Origin of the sequence: Rhodococcus sp. WB1 (assembly GCF_001700945.1) — a bacterium.
GTDB lineage: Bacteria > Actinomycetota > Actinomycetes > Mycobacteriales > Mycobacteriaceae > Rhodococcus > Rhodococcus aetherivorans.
This window is the reverse complement of the sequence record NZ_CP015529.1, coordinates 434,838-454,619: the sequence shown is the minus strand read 5'-3', so window position 1 is coordinate 454,619 and position 19,782 is coordinate 434,838. Positions and strand designations below refer to the sequence as shown.

17 protein-coding genes are annotated in these 19,782 nt (G+C 72.4%); 10 read left to right on the top strand and 7 right to left on the bottom strand.

The annotated features are described in order from the left end of the window. Nucleotides 1–180: 180 nt before the first annotated feature. Complete coding sequence (locus A4U64_RS02145) at nt 181–2,556, bottom strand: VanW family protein (protein ID WP_198163366.1); 2,376 nt, start codon at nt 2,554–2,556, stop codon at nt 181–183. Between the two features lie 242 nt (nt 2,557–2,798). Then, nucleotides 2,799–4,112, bottom strand: a complete 1,314-nt coding sequence (locus A4U64_RS02140; protein ID WP_006931659.1) for an acetyl-CoA C-acetyltransferase — start codon at nt 4,110–4,112, stop codon at nt 2,799–2,801. Nucleotides 4,113–4,242: 130 nt separating this feature from the next. Here A4U64_RS02140 and A4U64_RS02135 point away from each other — a divergent pair, with 130 nt between their 5' ends. Both A4U64_RS02135 and A4U64_RS02130 read left to right on the top strand, forming a co-directional pair. After that, on the top strand, nt 4,243–5,589 hold the full coding sequence (locus tag A4U64_RS02135; protein ID WP_006931660.1) for a 3-oxoacyl-ACP reductase: 1,347 nt from the start codon (nt 4,243–4,245) through the stop codon (nt 5,587–5,589). Then, nucleotides 5,589–6,446, top strand: a complete 858-nt coding sequence (locus A4U64_RS02130; protein WP_065922087.1) for a MaoC/PaaZ C-terminal domain-containing protein — start codon at nt 5,589–5,591, stop codon at nt 6,444–6,446. The genes A4U64_RS02135 and A4U64_RS02130 overlap by 1 nt, the downstream gene beginning before the upstream one ends. 114 nt (nt 6,447–6,560) lie before the next feature. Here A4U64_RS02130 and A4U64_RS02125 read toward each other — a convergent pair whose 3' ends face one another. After that, nucleotides 6,561–7,046, bottom strand: a complete 486-nt coding sequence (locus A4U64_RS02125) for an SRPBCC family protein (RefSeq protein ID WP_065922086.1) — start codon at nt 7,044–7,046, stop codon at nt 6,561–6,563. After that, nucleotides 7,043–7,417 carry an ArsR/SmtB family transcription factor gene (locus tag A4U64_RS02120; RefSeq protein WP_029546042.1) on the bottom strand — a complete coding sequence of 125 codons (375 nt, stop codon included), beginning with the start codon at nt 7,415–7,417 and terminating at the stop codon, nt 7,043–7,045. The genes A4U64_RS02125 and A4U64_RS02120 overlap by 4 nt, the downstream gene beginning before the upstream one ends. 210 nt (nt 7,418–7,627) lie before the next feature. On the opposite strand from A4U64_RS02120, the gene A4U64_RS02115 reads away from it, so the two are divergent. Genes A4U64_RS02115 through A4U64_RS02100 form a run of 4 tightly spaced genes read left to right on the top strand, consistent with a single transcriptional unit; the run spans nt 7,628 to nt 10,437 of the window. Then, nucleotides 7,628–8,851, top strand: a complete 1,224-nt coding sequence (locus tag A4U64_RS02115) for an alkane 1-monooxygenase (protein ID WP_006940284.1) — start codon at nt 7,628–7,630, stop codon at nt 8,849–8,851. Beyond that, on the top strand, nt 8,851–9,012 hold the full coding sequence (locus A4U64_RS02110; protein ID WP_003939211.1) for a rubredoxin: 162 nt from the start codon (nt 8,851–8,853) through the stop codon (nt 9,010–9,012). Before A4U64_RS02115 ends, A4U64_RS02110 begins: the two co-directional genes overlap by 1 nt. A gap of 1 nt (nt 9,013) precedes the next feature. Then, nucleotides 9,014–9,199, top strand: a complete 186-nt coding sequence (locus tag A4U64_RS02105; protein WP_006940282.1) for a rubredoxin — start codon at nt 9,014–9,016, stop codon at nt 9,197–9,199. Further along, entirely contained in the window at nt 9,196–10,437 is a 1,242-nt protein-coding gene (locus A4U64_RS02100) for an NAD(P)/FAD-dependent oxidoreductase (RefSeq protein ID WP_029546046.1), read from the top strand. The genes A4U64_RS02105 and A4U64_RS02100 overlap by 4 nt, the downstream gene beginning before the upstream one ends. A gap of 8 nt (nt 10,438–10,445) precedes the next feature. Here A4U64_RS02100 and A4U64_RS02095 read toward each other — a convergent pair whose 3' ends face one another. Together A4U64_RS02095 and A4U64_RS02090 are read right to left on the bottom strand one after the other, a co-directional pair. After that, nucleotides 10,446–11,054: a TetR/AcrR family transcriptional regulator gene (locus A4U64_RS02095; protein WP_006940279.1), complete on the bottom strand. Its 609-nt coding sequence runs from the start codon at nt 11,052–11,054 to the stop codon at nt 10,446–10,448. Nucleotides 11,055–11,121: 67 nt separating this feature from the next. Further along, nucleotides 11,122–12,303: a glycoside hydrolase family 3 N-terminal domain-containing protein gene (locus A4U64_RS02090; protein WP_006940277.1), complete on the bottom strand. Its 1,182-nt coding sequence runs from the start codon at nt 12,301–12,303 to the stop codon at nt 11,122–11,124. A 100-nt stretch (nt 12,304–12,403) separates the two neighbouring features. Between A4U64_RS02090 and A4U64_RS02085 the strand changes: the two genes are divergently transcribed. From A4U64_RS02085 to A4U64_RS02075, 4 genes are all read left to right on the top strand, one after another. After that, on the top strand, nt 12,404–12,871 hold the full coding sequence (locus A4U64_RS02085; RefSeq protein ID WP_006940275.1) for a universal stress protein: 468 nt from the start codon (nt 12,404–12,406) through the stop codon (nt 12,869–12,871). 45 nt (nt 12,872–12,916) lie between these two features. Beyond that, nucleotides 12,917–13,999: an isochorismate synthase gene (locus A4U64_RS02080; protein ID WP_006940273.1), complete on the top strand. Its 1,083-nt coding sequence runs from the start codon at nt 12,917–12,919 to the stop codon at nt 13,997–13,999. Nucleotides 14,000–14,148: 149 nt separating this feature from the next. Continuing rightward, complete coding sequence (locus tag A4U64_RS27535) at nt 14,149–14,322, top strand: DUF2613 domain-containing protein (protein ID WP_006940271.1); 174 nt, start codon at nt 14,149–14,151, stop codon at nt 14,320–14,322. Between the two features lie 43 nt (nt 14,323–14,365). Then, entirely contained in the window at nt 14,366–18,628 is a 4,263-nt protein-coding gene (locus A4U64_RS02075) for an alpha-(1->3)-arabinofuranosyltransferase domain-containing protein (RefSeq protein ID WP_442971931.1), read from the top strand. On the opposite strand, the gene A4U64_RS02070 is transcribed toward A4U64_RS02075, so the two are convergent. Further along, a complete protein-coding gene (locus A4U64_RS02070) occupies nt 18,564–19,733 on the bottom strand; it encodes an acyltransferase family protein (protein ID WP_029546051.1) in 1,170 nt (389 codons plus the stop codon). The two genes, A4U64_RS02075 and A4U64_RS02070, sit on opposite strands and share 65 nt — an antisense overlap. Between the last annotated feature and the right edge of the window lie 49 nt (nt 19,734–19,782).

Here is a 19,782-nt window from a genome sequence, read left to right as displayed (position 1 = left end):
CGTCCGCTACCGCTGAGGAGCTGAACGATACATTCGCTCGGCCCGGCCCGGCCCGGCTCGGCCCGGCTCGGCCCGGCTCGGCCCGGCTCGGCCCGGATCCGAGTGAGTAGGTAGTACACAGGACTGTGCCCTCCCGTTTCGTAACGGGAGGGCACAGTCGTGTGCAGGCTGGTTCCGCCGCTACGGCGTGCCGGTCTGCGACGTTCCCGCGGGGGCCGCGGCCGGCGCATCCCCGGATTCGTCCGGGGTGCTCGGGGCGGGCTGCGGGGTCGTCGTCACGGCCGGTCGCGCGCCGGCGGGTGCCTCCGCGCCGCCTCCGGGCGTCTCCGCCTCCCCGGGCGTCGGCTGCGACGGCGCGGCCGGTGCCGCCTCCGGCGCGGGCTCCGGCTCGGCGCTGACGCAGCGCACCACGGGCACCGGGTCGTAGCGGACCGTGCGGGTGGTGCTCGAGATCTGCCGGCCGGTGGCCGCGTCGGTGATGATGCGGGTGTCGCTCACGGTGAAGCCCTGCGCGCCGCTCGACGGGATGCACCCCGGCCCGGCCGGCAGCGTGATCGTGTTCGGCGCCGTGAAGTTCGTGCGGGGACCGGTCACGGATTCGACGTCCACGGTCTTGGTGCCCCAGATCCGCACCGTGATGTCCGACGACGTGCCGATCGCCTGGATCAGCACCCCGGTGTCGAAAGGATTGCGGAACTTCAGGTCGATCGCGCCCTCGAAGACCGTCGCCTCCCGGGCCGCCGGGTACCGGGAGATGTAGTAGCTGTGCTCGGTGTGCTCGACGTCCTCCATGCCTGCGAAGTACGTCGCGTTGTACAGGGTGGTCGCGAGCTGGCTGATGCCGCCGCCCACCGCTTTGGATGGGCGTCCGTTGTTGATGATGCCGGACTCGACGTACCCCTGCGCCGCGCCGCGCGGGCCGGTGTAGCCGTTGAGCGAGAACGTCTCCCCCGGCTTGACCAGCGCACCGTTGATCTCCGAGGCCGCCAGGCGGATGTTCACGCCCGAGGCGTACTCGAAGCCCCCGGTGGTGAACTCGCCGATCACCTCGCGGATGCCCAGCTTCTCGGCGGCCTCCGTGGTCAGCTTGGGAGTGACCGGCTTGTACACGGCGTCGGTCACCCGCTCCCCCGGCGCGGCCAGCAGCTGCGGCAGCGCTTCGAGGCTGACCGCCCAGTCGACGAGCTCGCCGTCGACCGACGGGATCACCGTGGGGCCCCCGCCCTCGAGCACGATCCGGGCGTCTTTCGGCTCCACCTCGGTCGCGGCCAGTTGCGGCCGGAGGATCTCGGTCGCGGCCTCGATCCCGTACTGCGGGGTCAGTCCCCCGTTGCCGTCGGGCACGAAGGTCAGCACGGCGCCGACACGGTCGCTGGGCAGGGTCGCGACGGCCCCGTCGCGACCGCGGACCGTCACGTCGGCTGCGACGGCGGGGTCCGCGACGTCTCGCAGTGCGCGTTCGAGTCCCTCGGGCGTGACCGTCACCTCGACCGTCTCGACGGGGAACGCGACGTCGCCGAACGCCCAGCGTTCGGCGAACAGGTCTGCGGAGGCCTCCGCATCGAGCGTCTGCCCGGGCAGCGGCGGCACGGGCACCGGGGTCGCCCCGTCGAACACGAGGTTGCCCTCCCGTGGCGGCCGGTCGGCGACCGCGCGGACGCCGCCGATCGCCGCCGACAGCGCGGCGTCGTCGCGCGTCGACACGACGCCGATCTCGTTGCCGCCGCCGAAGAACGACGCCACGCGGGTGATCGGGTCGAGCGGCTGCGATCCGATGCGGTCGAGGGTGTGCTCCCAGTCGACGTCCAGACCCGCCTGCGCCGGCACGATCTGCGCGGCCACGTCGCCCGCCGTGACGGTCACGGGCTCGTCGACGCGCGGCCCGAGTTCGGTCCGCAGTATCTGTTCCGCCTCCGCGACCGACCGCCCGCCGATCTCGATACCGGCGACGGTGACGCCGCGCGGCACGTTGCCCGACGAGACGGCGAGGTCGCCGACGTAGAGGGCGGCGAGCACGGCGGCGACGCCGCCGACCACCAGCGCGATGCGACGCCAGGGCGGACCGCCGTCGCGTCCGGGTCCGGCCTGCGCCGGCTCGGCCGGGGGCGGTCCGGGCGGTGGTGGCTCGGCCGGGGGCGGTCCGGCCGGGGTGCCGGACTCGGGAGGTACGGTCGCCGGCCGAGGGGCCGATTCCTGCTCGGTGGCCGGCTCCCGGGAGGCGTCGTCCGACAGGGTGGGGATGACCTCGGTCTCGACCTCGGCGTCGGTGCGGCCGGACGCCGGCGCGACGACGGGCAGCACGGCAGTGGGCGCCTCCCAGGGCGGCACGTCGGCGTCCGCCGGCGGTTCCGGCTCGGCGTCCGGGACCTGCTCGGGTGCCCCGGCAACGTCGCCGGCGACGGGCTGCGGGGGCGGGGTGGGCTCGGCGCTCGCCACGGGGACGGCCTCCGTCCGGTTGCCGGCGGCGTCCTGGGGCGTCGCCTCCGGCTCGGGGACGGCGGACCGAACCTCGTCCTGGCCGTCCTCGGGGTCGTTCGTCCCGCTCTTGCCGCTCACCCATGTCCTTTCACCGGGGTGCGCCCCGGATCGGGCGCACCACTCGGTATCCAGCCTAATGTCGGGTTCCCGGCGCCCCCGAGCCGATGGGCGGTCCGAGCCCCCGCGGACAAGCGAAAGACCTCGCGTTGCCGCCAGGTCGGGGGTCAGGCAGCAACGCGAGGTCGACTGGTTTATCGGCGGCCCCGCCGGGGCGTTACAGACTTCCGGGATTTTTTCCGGACGGGGCCGCCGGGGTCGGCTCAGGCCTCGAGAATGGCGGTCACACCCTGCCCACCTGCGGCACAGATCGAGATGAGGCCCCGCACGGGCTTGCCGGTCTCCTGCCGCTTCTCATGCAGCATCTTCGCCAGGGACGCGACGATGCGGCCACCCGTCGCGGCGAACGGGTGCCCGGCCGCCAGCGACGAGCCGTTGACGTTGAGCTTGCTGCGGTCGATGGACCCGAGCGGAGCGTCCAGACCGAGCCGGCCCTTGCAGTACTCCTCCGACTCGAACGCCTGGAGCGTGGCCAGGACGACGGAGGCGAACGCCTCGTGGATCTCGTAGAAGTCGAAGTCCTGCAGCGTCAGGCCGTTGCGCTTCAGCAGCCGCGGGATCGCGTAGGTGGGGGCCATGAGCAGGCCGTCGCCACCGTGGACGTAGTCGACCGCCGCGGTCTCCGAGTCCACGAGGTAGGCGAGCACGGGCAGCCTGCGCTCCGCAGCCCACTCCTCCGAGGACAGCAGCGCCGCCGACGCACCGTCGGTGAGCGGGGTCGAATTGCCCGCGGTCATGGTGGCGCCGCCGAGCTCGACGCCGAACACCGGCTTCAGGCCGGAGAGCTTCTCGACCGTCGAGTCCGGGCGCAGGTTGTCGTCGCGGGTGAGGCCGAGGAACGGGGTGACGAGGTCGTCGAAGAAGCCACGGTCGTAGGCGGCGGCCATGTTGCGGTGGCTCGCGGCGGCCAGCTCGTCCTGAGCCTCCCGGGCGATGCCGAACTCCTTGGCGGTGATCGCCGCGTGCTCGCCCATCGACAGACCGGTGCGGGGCTCGCCGTTGCGGGGGATCTCGATGCCGAGCATCGACGGCCGGACCTGGCCGAGCAGCTTGACGCGGTCGCCGGTCGAGCGGGCCCGGTTGAGGGAGAGCAGGAACTCGCGCAGCTCGTTGTTGACGCCGATGGGGGCATCGGAGGTGGTGTCGACACCGCCGCCGATGCCGGCCTCGATGCGGCCGGCGGCGACGGCGTCACCGACGGAGATGATCGACTGCAGGCCGGTGCCGCAGGCCTGCTGCAGGTCCCAGGCGGGGGTGTGCGGGTTCAGCGCGCTGCCGAGTACGCACTCGCGGATCAGGTTGAAGTCGCGGCTGTGCTTGAGGACGGCCCCGCCGACGACGGCACCGAGCCGCTCTCCCTGGAGGTTGAACCGGCTCACCAGCCCGTCGAGCGTGGCGGTGAACATGTCCTGGTTCGACGCGCGGGCGTACGTGCGGTCCGACCGGGCGAAGGGGATCCGGTTGCCGCCGAGGATTGCGACACGGCGCAGCTGCGTGGAACGAGCGGTGGTGGTCACTGACGTCTCCCGGGATGCTGGTGGATACAGACTCTGGCTACTATTCTTACTCGCGAGTAAGTTCGTTGTCGACACCACACCGTCGGCCCCTCCCGACAATACCGACGTCCGAACCAGAGAAGGTGGAATCGTGGCTGAAACCAAGAGCGCCCCCGGCCTCTACGCCCAGTTGATCGGGTCCGCGCCCGGAGCATTCCTCGCCAAGCAGTTCGGCCTGCCGAAGCCGGAGAAGCTGCGCCGGTACGAGCCGGGTCAGCCGCCGCTGGCCGGCCCGCTGCTCGTCGGGGGCAACGGCCGCCTCGTCGAACCGATCCGCACTCTGCTGTCCGACTACCCGTTCGCCGATCCCGCCGACACCGCGTACGGGGCGCTCGTCTTCGACGCCACCGGCATCACGGACGTCGCGGGCCTCGAGCAGCTGTTCACCTTCTTCCAGCCCGCGATCAAGGGGCTCGGCCCGAGCGGGCGCGTCGTGGTGCTCGGCACCACCCCGGAGGAAGCCTCCTCCGTGGACGAGCGCATCGCCCAGCGCGCGCTCGAAGGCTTCACACGCAGCGTCGGCAAGGAACTGCGCCGCGGCGCGACGGCCCAGCTGGTGTACGTCTCCCCCGATGCCGCCACCGGCCTGTCCGGCCTCGAATCCACGCTGCGCTTCCTGCTGTCCGCGAAGTCCGCGTTCGTCTCCGGCCAGGTGATCCGCGTCGGTGCCGGCGACGCGAAGGCCCCCGAGTCGTGGGAGCGCCCGCTCGCCGGGAAGGTCGCCGTCGTCACCGGCGCGGCCCGCGGCATCGGCGCCACGATCGCCGAGGTACTCGCCCGCGACGGCGCGCACGTCGTCTGCGCGGACATCCCCGCGGCCGGCGACGCCCTGTCGCAGACCGCAAACAAGGTCGGCGGCGTCTCCCTCGCCTTGGACGTCACCGCCCCGGACGCGGGCGACAGGCTCGCCGAGTACCTGCTCGAGCGGCACGGCGGCGCCGACATCATCGTCCACAACGCCGGCATCACCCGCGACAAGCTGCTCGCCAACATGGACGCCGCGCGGTGGAACGCCGTCATGGCCGTGAATCTGCTCGCCCCCCAGAAGATCACCGAGAAGCTGGTCGAGAAGGGCGCGCTGAAGGAGGGCGGCCGCGTGGTCGACGTGTCGTCGATCGCCGGCATCGCCGGCAACCGCGGCCAGACCAACTACGGCGCGTCCAAGGCGGGTGTCATCGGGATGGTGCAGGCCACCGCGCCCGTGCTGGCCGAGAAGAACATCACCATCAACGCCGTCGCACCCGGCTTCATCGAGACGGCCATGACCGCAGCGATCCCGGTGGCCACCCGCGAGGCCGGTCGCCTCATGAGTTCGCTGCAGCAGGGCGGGCAGACCGTCGACGTCGCCGAGACCGTCGCCTGGTTCGCCAACCCGGCGTCGAGCGCGGTCACCGGCCAGGTCGTGCGCGTGTGCGGCCAGTCCATGCTGGGGGCGTGATGGCTATCGTCGAACTCTCCTCGCGCCCTTCGACTCTCGACGTCTACGCGCGGGCGGCGCTCTCGGCGCTGCCCGTCGTGGGCGCCTCGGGCGACCGCCTGCCCGACGACACCCTCGTGCTGCGCGGCCTGCGCGTCGACCCGGACAACCTGGCCGAGTACACGAAGGTGTGCGGACTGCGCTTCGGCGACACGCTCCCGCTGACGTACCCGTTCACGCTGACGTTCCCCGTCGTGATGAAGCTGATGGTGTCGAAGGGCTTTCCCTTCGCCGCCGTCGGTTCCGTCCATGCCGAGAACGTGATCGAGCAGGTGCGGCCCGTGTCCGTGACCGAGCCGCTGGATCTGAGGGTGCATGCCGAGAACCTGCGGGAGCACCGCAAGGGCCTGCTCGTCGACCTGGTGAGCGAGATCAGCGTCGGCCGGGAGCTGGTGTGGCGGCAGACGTCGTCGTTCCTGCACCAGCAGCGCACCTCGCTGTCGGATCAGCCGAAGCCCGAACCGAAGGCCGAGGAGATCCCTCCGGTGCCGACGTCGACGCTGCGGGTGGACCAGAAGACGATCGACCGCTACGCATCGGTCTCGGGTGACCGCAACCCGATCCACGTCTCCCGGCTCGGCGCCAAGGCGTTCGGGTTCCCGAAGCCCATCGCGCACGGCATGTGGAGCGCGGCCGCGGCGCTGCGGGCCGTGGAGGGCCGCATCCCGTCGCGCGCGACGTACTCGGTCCGGTTCGGCAAGCCGGTCCTGTTGCCCGCGACCGTGAACCTCTACGCCGCACGCGCCGCCGACGGCTGGGACCTGGCGCTGCGCCACCCGAAGAAGGGCTACCCGCACCTCACCGCCACCCTGCGCTGAGAGCTGCTGCGCCGCAATCGCTCCGAGCGAATGTATCGTCCACTCTCACTGAGGAGATCAACGATACATTCGCTCGGGCGGGGGCGGGGGCGGGGGCGGGGCGCGCTCGGCGGATCAGCCGGCGAGCAGAGCGTCCATCTGACCGACGGCGAGCCGCAGCCCTTCTTCCATACCCATGCCGGCCAGTTGCTCCATCTGTTCCCGGGACGCGAACGCGGAAAGAATCCGCATCCGGGTGCCGCCCTCGTGCTCGACGAGCTGCATCCGCACCGTGGTGGTCGGCATCTCGAGGTTCGGCGTCCCGTCCTCGTCGGCGAACCCGTCGCTGAATTCCAGGGACTCGGGCGGCGCGACCGCGGTGACGTTCCACCAGCCGCGGTACTTGTCCCCCTCGGGACCGGTCATGAAGTAGGTGACGGTGCCACCCGGGACCAGATCGTGCTGCTCCACGGTCGCCGGGTGGGTCGGCGGTCCCCACCACCGCTCCAGCTGCCGGGGGTCGGCCCACAACTGCCACACCCGTTCGAGCGGTGCGCGGAAGTCGGCGATCAAGGTCAGGGTCAGGCTGTCGAAGTCCTTCTCGACGCTGGTCACGCTCATCGTTGTCGTCCTTTCCTCGGGTCGTTCCGGGCCGGATCCGGTTCCTCGGTGAGCAGGGCCGACATCCGATCCACTCGTTCCCGCCAGGCGCCCTCGAGCTGGTCGAGCACCCGCCGGGCCGTGTCGATCGCGTCCGGGTCGGTGTGCACGAGTTGCTCCCGTCCGCGTCGTTCCTTCCTGACGAGGCCGGCCCGTTCGAGTACCGCCACGTGCTTCTGCACCGCGGCAAAGCTCATGGGATAGGCCTCGGCCAGCCGCGAGACCGACGCCGCGGTCCGCGCGCAGCGATGCAGGATGTCCCGTCGGGTGGCGTCCGCCAGGGCGTGGAACAGCTCGTCCACCGCGTCTTCACGAATCCGATCTACAACCATTTGGTTGTAGATTAGCCGCACAACCCCCGCCTGTAAAGGAGTCGGCGTCGACGGCGGAAACGGACAACCCCGCCGGCGCGACGAGCGTTTTACAAATTACGATATTTTGTCTACCGCTGAGACCAAATGTCCTGTACTGTCCACATCACAGTGAGCTGGCTCATACCGGCTCCTCGAACTGGACGCTTCACGGGACAGGGAGGTCGAACGGTGACGACGTCGGACATCGGGCGGTACGCGCAGGCGCCGGTGGAACAGTGGCGCGATCGCAAGCGGTATCTGTGGCTCATGGGGCTGATCCCGCCCACGGCGATCTTCCTCGCGACCGCACTGATCTGGGGATTCAACCAACTCGGCTGGACCGCGGTCTCGCCGATGTGGTGGTGGATCGGTCCCCTTCTGGTGTACGTGCTGCTGCCGATCCTCGACCGGTTCTTCGGCCCCGACGGGCAGAACCCGCCGGACGAGGTGATGGAGATGCTCGAGAACGACAAGTACTACCGGTACTGCACCTACGCCTACATCCCGTTCCAGCTGGCCAGTCTCGTCTTCGCCTGCTACCTGTGGTCGACCGGGAACCTGTCCTGGCTGGGGATCGACGGCGGCCTGGGGCTGATCTCGAAGATCGGTCTGGCGTTCAGCGTCGGCGTGATGGGTGGTGTCGGGATCAACACCGCCCACGAGCTCGGCCACAAGAAGGACGACCTCGAACGGTGGCTGTCGAAGATCACCCTGGCCCAGACCTTTTACGGCCACTTCTACATCGAGCACAACCGCGGCCACCACGTGCGGGTGTCGACCCCGGAGGACCCGGCTTCGGCCCGCTTCGGCGAATCGTTCTGGACGTTCCTGCCGCGCAGCGTGTGGGGCAGCCTGAAGTCCTCGTGGGAACTCGAGAAGACCCGCCTGCAGCGCCTCGGCAAGAGCCCGTGGACCCTGCGTAACGACGTCCTCAACGCGTGGGCGATGTCGGTGGTCCTGTTCGGTGTGCTCGTCGCGGTGTTCGGCCCGGTGATCATCCCGTTCCTGATCCTGCAGGCCGTCTACGGCTTCTCCCTGCTCGAGACGGTGAACTACCTCGAGCACTACGGGCTGCTGCGGCAGAAGACCGCCACCGGCCGGTACGAGCGCTGCACCCCCGCGCACAGCTGGAACTCCGACCACATCGTCACCAACATCTTCCTGTACCACCTGCAGCGGCACAGCGATCACCACGCGAACCCGACCCGCCGCTACCAGACCCTGCGGAGCATGGACGGCGCCCCCAACCTGCCCAGCGGCTACGCGAGCATGATCGGGCTCGCCTACATCCCGCCGCTGTGGCGCAAGGTGATGGACCACCGCGTCGTCGAGCACTACGACGGCGACATCACCCGCGCCAACATCCAGCCGAGCAAGCGCGGCAAGGTCCTCGCCGAGTACGGGGCGCAGTGATGGCCGCCTACGAGTGCCCGGTGTGCAACTACGTCTACGACGAGACCGCAGGCGCGCCCCGCGAGGGTTTCCCCGCCGGCACACCCTGGGACGCGATTCCCGACGACTGGTGCTGCCCCGACTGCGGGGTCCGCGAGAAGATCGACTTCGAAGGACGCTGACATGACCACGAACTACAAGCTCTTCCGTTGCCTGCAGTGCGGATTCGAATACGACGAGGCCGAGGGCTGGCCGGAGGACGGCATCGCCCCCGGCACCCGATGGGACGAGATCCCCGACGACTGGTCCTGCCCGGACTGCGGCGCCGCCAAGTCCGATTTCGAGATGGTCGAGGTCAGCCGGACATGACCGAGACGATCGTCGTCGTCGGCACCGGGGTGGCCGGCGCGACAGCCGCACAGACCCTGCGCAAGGAGGGCTTCGCCGGACGTGTCGTGCTGATCGGCGAGGAGGCCGCGCTGCCCTACCGGCGGCCGGTGCTGTCGAAGGATCTGCTCGCCGGCAGCATCACCGCGGAGCGGGCACAGCTCGAACCGGCCGGCTACTGGGCCGACCACGACATCGACCTGCGCACCGAGACCCGCGTCGTCGAACTCGACCCACGGCGTCACCGGCTCCGGCTGTGGGACAACGAGATTCTCGACTACGACGCGGTGATCCTGGCGACGGGCGCCCGTGCCCGCCACCTGGACCACGACGGCGGGGACAGGGTGCTGAGCCTGCGCACGGCCGAGAACGTCGCCCCGCTGCGGGCCGCGATCGAGGCGCACCGTTCGCTCCTCGTCGTCGGCGCCGGCCTGATCGGCTGCGAAGTCGCTTCCACCGCAAGGGAACTGGGAGCCGAGGTCACCGTGCTCGAGAGCGCGCCGTCGCCGCTCGCCCGCATCGTGCCGCCCGCCGTCGCCGAGATGTACGTCGGCCTGCACGCCGAACGCGACGTGCCCGTCCACACCGGCGTCGCGCTGCGCTCCCTCACCGGCGACGACGACGGGGTGCATGCCACCGCCGAGGACGGGCGCGCCTGGACGGCCGGCGCCGCCCTCGTCGCGGTGGGCTCGGTGCCGGACACCGCGCTCGCCCGCGCGGCCGGGCTGACCGTCGGCGACGGCATCGTCGTCGACGAGGCCTACCGCACCTCCGCCGCCGGGGTCTACGCCGCGGGCGACGCGATCGAGCAGCCCAACCCGGTGCTCGGCGGCCGGCACCGCACGGAGAACTGGAACAGCGCACGGGCCCAGGGCATCGCCGCCGCGAAGTCCGTCCTCGGGCAGCCGCTCGGCGCCGCGGAGGTGCCGTGGGGCTGGTCCAACCAGTACGGGCACAACCTGCAGTTCGCCGGCTGGTCCCGCCACGACGACGACTACGTGGTGCGCGGGTCGATCGAGGGCCGGGACTTCACGGCCCTCGCGCTGCGCGGCGACCGGCTGGTGGGGGCGATCGCCCTCGGCCGCCCGAAGGACATCCGCATCGTGCGGCAGCTCGTTGCCGCCGGCGCGGCGGTCGATCGCGGCGCGCTCGCGGACGAGTCCGTCGCACTGGGCGACGTCGCGGGTCGGCGCGCGGCGGCCACGCCGGCATCGCTGTAGCGGGCCGCTCAGCCTTGGTGGTCGGTGCGCTTCTTACCAGCCAGACCGCGCCAGGCCAGGTTCTCGAGCAGATCGGCGGCCTTCTCCACGTCGATCTCGCCGCCGGCGATGCGGTCGGCGACGGCCTCACCGGCGCCGACGAGCGCAACGGCCATGATGGCGAAGTCGGTTCCCGGCTCCGGGTCGCGCGTGCTCGATTCGAGCAGGTGCGCGGTGAGCTCGATGAGCCGGTCCCGGCTGCTGCGCACCTGCCCGGCGAACGCCTGCTGGGACATCGCCTGGCGGTAGAGCACCATCCACGAGTTGCGGTGGGCGTCGACGAATCCGAGGAACGACTCGAGCGCCACCCGCAGCTGATCGCGCGGCGTGAGCCCGGGATCACCGGCGGGCGTCAGGGCCTCGACGAACCGCTGCCCCTCCCGGCTGATGCACGCGGCGAACAGTTCGTCCTTCGAGCCGTAGTACAGGTAGAGCATCGGCTTGGAGATCTGGGCCCGGGCCGCGATGGCGTCCATCGAGGTATTGTGAAACCCGTTCTCGGAGAAAACCTCCACGGCGGCGTCCAGCATCTGCTGTTCCCGCACCGCGCGAGGCAGTCGCTTGGTACCGCCGGCCATGTCTCCTCCAAGTCCCGATGCTCCCAGCTCCTTACTCTAGAGTAAGGAGCTGGTTTCCGACGCCGATTCAGCAGTCCAGCGCGCCCTTGGCGCGCGCGACGGTGCGCACCGCGTCGTCCACCCGCGCGGCCGGCAGCGCTCCCGTCGCCACGGCCTGTTCGAGATGGTCGAGCACCCGCGGGACGTCGTCGGTGGTCAGCCACAACGCCTGGTCCACCCCGGCGGCGAGCGCCGCCTGCACCGCTTCGGTGATGTCGTACGTGTCGGTGATGGCCCGCATGCCCGACAGGTCGTCGGTGAAGACCACCCCGTCGAACGGCGGGGCACCGTAACCGGTTCCGGACCGCAGCAACTGCACCGCCTGCGGGCTGATGCTCGCCGGCAGTCCCTCGGTCAGCCCCGGCACGTCGAGGTGCCCGAGCATCACCGCGACCCCGGAATCCACGAGCTCCCGGTACGGCACCAGGTCCACCTGCTGCAGCTGGTCGAGCGGCGGCGCGGTGACCGCACCGGTGTGCGAGTCGCCCGACGCCGAACCGTGGCCCGGGAAGTGCTTGAGCACCGGCAGGATTCCCGCGTCGCGCAGGCCCCGCGCATAGGCGCCGGCGTACTGCACCACCACCTGCGGATCGTCGGAGAAGGAGCGGTCGCCGATCACCGAGTCGTCCGGCTGGCTGCTCACGTCCACGTCCGGCGCGAAGTCGACGGTGACGCCCAGCTCGCGGAGCTCGCGGCCCCGCTCGAGCGCCATCCGGTACGTCTCCTCGACGGTCATCGTCTGCGCCGTCACCCGCGCCGACGGATCGGGACCGAACAGCGCCCCCACGCGCGAGACCCGGCCGCCCTCCTCGTCGATGGTGACCATCAGCGGCAACCGGCTCGCCGCCACCACCTGCGGGATCTCCCGGTTGGCCAGCATCGACACGTCGGTCCAGCTGCCGACGAAGATCCCGCCGATCTGTTCGGACCGCACCGCCTCGAGGGCGTCGGCGGTGCCGGTGACACCGACGTTGAGCAGCTGGGCGAGCCGCTGCCGCACCGTCAGCGACGCGAGCAGCTCGTCGCCGCAGGACGGTGCGGGTGACGCGGTCGCCATCGGGGCGGGCGACGGCGACTGTGCGACGGTCGACGTGGCCTGCGACGTCGCGGCGGCCGTGGGCTCCGGGGTCCGGGGCGCGTCCTGTCCCCCGCACCCGGCGACGGCGAGGACAGCCGCGACCGCGACGGTGAGGGTGTGACGGATCCGCATGGCCACCGACGGTAGCCGACCACCGCCGCGCCTGCCCCGACGACCCGCGGCGACGGGTAAAGTGCCCCCCAAGGACCGCCACGACAGCAGGGGACGCGTGATGCCCGCAGATCTCATCCTCATCGCCTACGACGGCTCCGAGAACGCCAAGCGGGCCGTGCGGTATGCGGGGCGATTCCTCGCCTCGTGCCGCGCCGTCGTCGTCACGGCCTGGGAACCGATGGTCCGTCAGGCCGCCCGCATGTCCGGGCTGTCGGGGGTGATGCAGCCGGAGTGGGTACCCGACGAGGAAACCGAGGACGTGGCCCTCACCGACGCGAAGGTGATCAACGCGGAGGGACTCGAACTCGCCCGCTCCGCCGGCCTCGCCGCGGAGGGCCGAACCCTCGAGGTGGTCAGTGCCGTGTGGACCGCGATCGTCGAGGCTGCCGACGAGCTGAACGTCGACATCATCGTCACCGGCACCCGCGGCACCACGGGCCTGCGCTCGCTGCTGCAGTCGTCGGTGGCCGACCACGTGCTGCGCCACAGCCATCGGCCCGTGCTGATCGTCCCCCCGGGGCGCTAGCCGCGGCGCGTACCGGGCGCGGGCGGGGGATATCGTCGACCCACCATGGACGGTTTCCTGCTCTCCCGCGCCGATCGCACCGTGCACACCACCGGGACGCGCCGCCGGTTCACCGACGTCGCCGAGGCCTCTTTCGCGTTGCGCCGCGGCGAGGCCGACCTGATCGTGGGCGCGCTGCCCTTCGATCCCGAGCGCCCCGCCGCGCTGACCCAGCCGGAGACCGCCGACGTGACCGACGCGGCGTGGCAGCCACCGGACGCCCTGCCCGCCCTGCCGGCGGTGCGGATCGCCGCGCAGACCCCGGCGCCGCAGCAGCACGTCGCGCGGGTCGCGGCGCTGCGCGACCGGCTCGGCCGCGGCGAACTCGACAAGGTCGTCGCCGCGCGCTCGGTCACGCTCGTCTCCGAGACGCCCGTCGACCCGCTCGCTCTCGCGGCCCGGATGGCCGAGCGCCACCCCACCGCCCACGTCTACGCGGCGGACCTGAGCGCCGCCGGCGAGCGGTACCGCGGCCACACCCTGGTCGGCGCGACGCCCGAACTGCTGGTCAGCCGCCGCGGCGACGCCGTCACGTGCCGTCCGCTCGCGGGCACCGCCGCCCGCTGCGCCGACCCCGGCGCCGACCGTGAGGCGGGCCGGCAGCTGCTCGCCTCGGCGAAGAACCTCGCCGAGCACGCGTTCGTCATCGACTGGATCCGCTCCCGCCTGACCCCGCTGTGCAGCGAACTGGAGATCCCGGGCACGCCCGTGCTGACCGCCACGAGCGACGTGTGGCACCTGGCCACCCCGATCACCGCCACCCTGCGCGACCCCCGCACGGACGCCCTGACGCTGGCCGCGGCACTGCACCCGACCCCGGCCGTGGCCGGCACGCCCACCGAGGCCGCACTCGCGGCGATCCGCAGCACGGAGGGCGACCGTCGCTTCTACGGCGGCGCCGTGGGGTGGTGCGACGGGGACGGCGACGGGGACTGGCTGGTGGCGATCCGCTGCGCCGAGCTCAGCGCCGACGGCAGGCGGGCCCTCGCGTGGGGCGGCGGGGGCATCGTCGCGGCGTCCGATCCGCAGGCCGAACTCGACGAGACCACCGCGAAGCTGCGCACGCTGCTCGGCGTGCTCGGCCTCTAGGCCGCCGCGAGTGGAGCAGGCCACAGTCGCACCCGTGCGGGTGATACCTTGACGCGGAGCGCAACGACGCCGGACCGGTTCCGGCACCGTCGCGCACGACGAATGTCGGCTGCACACGGAAGCCGACGACGGACGATGGGGAGATGGGTATGGCGAAGTTCCTGGGCCCGGGCCTGGTCAGCGCGGCGATCGGCGCCGTCCTCGGCGCCGTGGCGGTGTTCGGGGTCACGGCGGCGGTTCAGGAGAACACCCGCCCGGAGGTCGACCGCAGCGGCAACGCCGATTCCTCCCTGCTGAACCAGGTTGAGTACGGCAGCCGCTGACGGCGCCATCCACGCGACGAGTTCACGCACTTCCCACGGCGCGGTGCCCCACCCCGGTGGGGCACCGTCCGCCGACCCCCTCTCCAGGCGGTGGTTGTACGGGGCCGCCGTGGTGTCGCTGCTGTTGGCGTTCGCGCAGGCCCCCGGCCTGATCGTCGCCGACACCAAGTACGACCTGACCCAGAACCCCCTCGGGTTCCTCACCCGCGCCGCCCACCAGTGGAGCAGCCTCGCCCCGCTCGGCCAGGTCCAGAACCAGGCGTACGGCTACTTCTTCCCGCACGGCTCCTTCTTCGCCGTCGGCCAGCTCCTGCACGTCCCCCCGTGGATCACCCAACGGGTGTGGTGGGCGCTGCTGCTGCTCGCCGGGTTCTGGGGCGTGGTGCGGCTCGCCGAGGCGCTCGGCGTCGGCAACCGTGGTTCCCGGCTGATCGCCGCGGCGGCGTTCGCACTCTCGCCCCGCGTGCTGACCACCCTCGGATCCATCTCGTCGGAGACGCTGCCGATGATGCTGGCGCCGTGGGTGCTGCTGCCGCTCGTGCGCTACCTCGACGGCGACCGGGCGCTCCCGCACCGGCGGGGAGCACCGCAGCTCGCCGCGCAGTCCGCCGTCGCGGTGGCCCTCATGGGCGCGATCAACGCCGTCGCCACCGTCGCCGCGTGCCTCGTCGCCGGGCTGTGGTGGATCGCGCACCGCCCGAACCGGCGGTGGTGGCGGTTCACGCTGTGGTGGATCCCGGGCTGCGTCGTCGCGGTGCTGTGGTGGATCGTGCCGCTGCTGCTGCTCGGCCGGGTCAGTCCCCCGTTCCTGGACTACATCGAATCGTCCGGGGTGACGACGCAGTGGACGTCGCTGGCGGAGGTGCTGCGCGGCACCGGCAGCTGGACCCCGTTCGTCTCCCCCGAGCGCATCGCCGGCGCGGTGCTCGTCACCCAGCCCGCGGCGGTCCTCGTCACCGGCCTGCTCGCCGCCGCGGGCCTCGCGGGGCTGGCGATGCGGTCGATGCCCGCCCGGGGGCGGTGGGCGCTGATCCTGTTCGCCGGCATCGCCGGGCTGGCCGCCGGGTACGTCGGTGAACTCGGCTCGCCGATCGCCGAGCAGGTGCGGTTCTTCCTGGATTCGGCCGGCGCCCCGCTGCGCAACGTGCACAAGCTCGAACCGCTGGTGCGGTTGCCGCTCGTGCTCGGGCTCGCGCACCTGCTGCGCCGGGTGCCGCTGCCCGGCGCGGTGCCGTGGCGGCAGGCCCGGACCGCGTTCGCCCACCCCGAACGCCAGCCCGTGGTCGCGTTCACCACCCTGATCCTCGTGGCGCTGACCCTCGCGACATCGCTCGCGTGGACCGGCCGGCTCGCCCCGCGCGGTGCCTACGACGAGGTACCCGGATACTGGCACGAGACCGCCGCGTGGCTCGACGAGCACACCTCGGCCCGCGGGGAACGCGCGCTGATCGTGCCGGGCGCCCCGTTCGGCAGCCAGATCTGGGGCCTGACCCGCGACGAGCCGATCCAGCCGCTCGCGTCGACGCCGTGGGCCTCCCGCGACGCCGTGCCGCTCGTGCCGCCCGGCGCGATCCGGGCCCTGGACGCGGTGCAGCGGCACCTCGCCGACGGCCGGCCCACCCCCGGCCTGGCGGCGACGCTGCGCGGCCAGGGCATCGGCTACGTGGTGATCCGCAACGACCTCGACCCGGAGACGTCGCCGTCGGCGCGGCCGGTGCTCGTGCACCGGGCGATCGAGGGCTCCCCCGGGCTCGTGCGGGTCGCCGAGTTCGGCAACGAGATCACCCGGAACTTCGAGGAGGGCTTCACCGCCGACTCCGACCTGCGACCGGCCTACCGGGCGATCGAGATCTACCGCGTGGACGTGCCCGGCGCGCCGGTCGGCCCGTACGCCGTGGACGCGGCGACCGTTCCCCGCGTCCAGGGCGGTCCCGAGGCTCTGCTGCGGCTCGACGACGCCGAGCCGGGGAACACCGGCCCCGCGCTGCTCGCGGCCGACGCGAGCCGGGCCGGCCTGCCCGTCGGCGACGTCGTCGTCACCGACACCCCCACCGACCGGGAGACCGACTACGGCCAGGTCGACCACCACAGCTCGGCGATCCGCGCCGCCGGCGACCCGCGGCGCACCTACAACCTCGTGCCGGACTACCCGGTGCCGGACACCGACCTCGTGCGCGCCGAGTGGGAGGGCGCGCGGATCAGCGTGTCCAGCTCCGCGTCGGACGCCACCCAGCTCGGCGGCACCTCCGTCGGCAGCGGGCCGGCGGCCACCGTCGACGGCGACCCGACCACCGGCTGGCACAGCAACGGCCTCGAGTCCGCGGTCGGGCAATGGCTGCAACTCGACCTCGACCGGCCCATCGAGGCCGGGCTGCTCCGGCTGAGCACCAGCCCCGGCGCGATCGGCACGCCGGTGAAATGGCTCGAGGTGACCACCGACCGCGGCAGCACCGCCGTGCGCATCGAGAAGCCCGGCCGGGAACAGACGGTGGCGCTGCCGCTCGGACGGACGACCTGGATCCGGATCACCTCCACCCGCACCGAGGACGGATCCGTGGGCAACCAGTTCGGGCTGACCGAGGTGGCGGTGGACGACTTCACCGACCGGGACAACCCGCGGCCCGTCGACATCCGGCAGCGGATCGTGCTGCCGGACGTCGCCGCCGGGGCCGCCGTGCGGGGCTGGAACCTCGGTCAGGAACTGCCCGGCCGCGGCAGCTGCGTCGACACCCCCGACCGGGTGCGGTGCGCGCGGGGCCTGGCCGTCGCACCCGAGGAGCCGAACGTCTTCACCCGCACCCTGTCGGTGCCCGACGCGACGTCGGTGGCGCCGCAGCCGTGGGTGCGGGGACGGCCCGGCCCGGCGCTCGCCGAGGTCGCCGCGTTGCCGGACCGGGTGGTCGCCCGCGGCGCCGCCGACGTCGTGGACCTGCAGGGCTCCGCGTTCGCCGCCACCGACGGTGATCCGCGGACGACGTGGACGGCGTCGGAGGAGGCGGTGCGGCCCGGGGCACCGCGACCGACCCTCACCCTCGACCTGCCGTCCCCGCAGCTGGTCACCGGCCTCGAGGTGGCGCCGAGCCCGGGACCGCTGCCGGCGCGGCCGACCCGCGTCGCCGTCGACCTCGGCAACGGCCCGCAGGTGCGCGATATCGAATCATCAACAGCGACAATCGATCTCGAACCATACGTCACGGACCGGGTAGTGCTCAGCCTGGTCGGCTGGGACGACGTGCTGGACCAGACCGTGCTCGGCTTCGCCAAGGTCGGCCCGCCGGGACTGGCGGAGGTGACCGTGCTCGGCCCGGACGGGCCGATCGGCCCGCAGGACCCGGTGTACGAGCGGCAGGTCACCGTCGGGTGCGACGCCGGGCCCGTGCTGACCGTCGACGGCCGCACCTACCGGACGTCGGTCACCGCGACCGTCGCGGACCTCGCCGCGGGGGTCGAGGTGCCCGCCACCCTGTGCGACGAGACCGTCGCGCCGCTGCCCGCCGGGCACGTCGACGTCGAGCTGGACCCCGGCCAGGCGTTCACCGTCGGGACGCTGCGGCTGCCGGTGCCCGGCGCCGTGAGCCCGCCGTCGCCCGAACCCACCGAGCTCGCCGTCGGCACCTGGACGGAGAACCTGCGCGAACTCGAGGTGCCTGCGGCCGAGCGGGAGCGGATCGTCGTCGTGCCGGAGAGCACCAACGTCGGTTGGGTCGCCACGGCCGCGGACGGCACCGAACTGACGCCCGTGGTGGTCGACGGCTGGCAGCAGGGCTGGGTCGTGCCCGCCGGGGCCGGTGGCACCGTGACGCTCGAGTTCGCCACCGACCGCTGGTACCGCCTCGGCATCTTCGGCGGTCTGCTCCTGCTGCTGCCGCTGTTCGCGCTCGCGGCCTGGCCGCGCCGGCGCCCCGTCGCCGACCCGGGACCGCCGCCACGGGTGTGGGGCAGCACGACCGTCGGCTTCGCCGGCGTCCTGGCCGTCGCGACCCTCGCGGCCGGTGCGGTGGGCGCGGCGACGACGATCGTCGCGGCGGTGGCGATCGTGGCGGTGGGCGCGCGCTGGGGCCGCGACGTGGCCGCCCGCACGCTCGTCGTCGTGACCGGGGCCGCCACCATGACGGCGATGGCGTTGCTGTCCACCGGGCCGTGGCGAGCGCCGGGCGGCTACGTCGGGCACTCGTTCGCGATCCAGTTCGCCGCGCTGTGCGGGCTCGTCGCGCTGGGGCTCGCGGCGCTGCCGGTCTCGCTCAGGGCGCGGCGGAGTCTGCGACGCGTTCTGCGGTGGTCGCGACGCGGCGCTGGCGGCGCCTGACCTCCCGGCGCACCGGCTCCTCGACGAGCGCGTAGCTGACCGACGCGACGGCGATGCTCAGCACCAGCGTGACCGCGAGCACGAACCAGAAGTCGCCCTGGAACGGGATGAGCCCGAAGACCGGGAAGACGATGGACAGCACCGCCAGGTGCCAGATGAAGATGCCGTACGACCATCGGCCCACGGTCAGCGCCGGCCCGCTCGCCAGGATGCGGTGCTCGGCGCGCGGCGCGAGGACGAGCGGCGCCAGCAACGCGAAACTCATGAGCGCACCGAGGAGGATCTTGCCGTTGTACTGCCACGGCTCGAGCGTCACGAGCCCCTCCGGCCCACCGAGGGACGTGGTGGACAACGCGAATGCGGCCACGGCGATCCCCGCCATGAGCACCCGGTGGGAGGCGAGCCGGTGCACCCAGGTCCGTTCGCCCGACACGAGTTCGGCGAGCAGCATGCCGGCGCCGAACCACGGCAGATAACCCGGCAGCCAGTTGTCGTGGTTGATGTGGCCCGGGGTGGGGACCGGCAGCCACGCCCACACCAGCGACAGCGCGCTCACGGCGAGCAGCAGCGGGACGCGGAACCGGGCCCGGTCGCCGCGCAGCCCGGCGAGCGCCGCGGCGAACAGCGGCAGCAACAGATAGAAGGCCACCTCCACGGACAGGCTCCACATCTGGGTCAGTCCCTCGGTGAGGCTCAGCGGCACGAACACCTGCACCAGGGTCAGGTTCGCCAGCCACAGCCGCCAGCCGCTGCCCGCCCCGGGCAGCAGGAGCAGCACGACGCACACCACCACCCAGTACGCGGGCAGGATGCGGGTGGCCCGCGACAGCAGGTAACGCCCGGCGGGCGGCGCGGCCCCGAGACCACGCGCGGCCGCCGCGTGCGGCCGCCACAACAGGAAGCCCGACAGCGCGAAGAACAGGGCGACGGCCAGGTCGAACCGGCCCCAGATGCGGCCGAGCACCGGATCGTCCACCGCCCCGGTCTGGAACGCCACGTGCGTGATCAGGACACCGACGGCGGCGAATCCGCGCATGCCCTCGAGCGCCGGCAGGAATCCGGAGATCGCGGAAGCCGGGGCGACGGGCGGGGTGGTGCTGGTCATCGAGGACAGTCTGCCCGGTGGGGTCGTGGCGGGGAAGCCGGGATCTCGA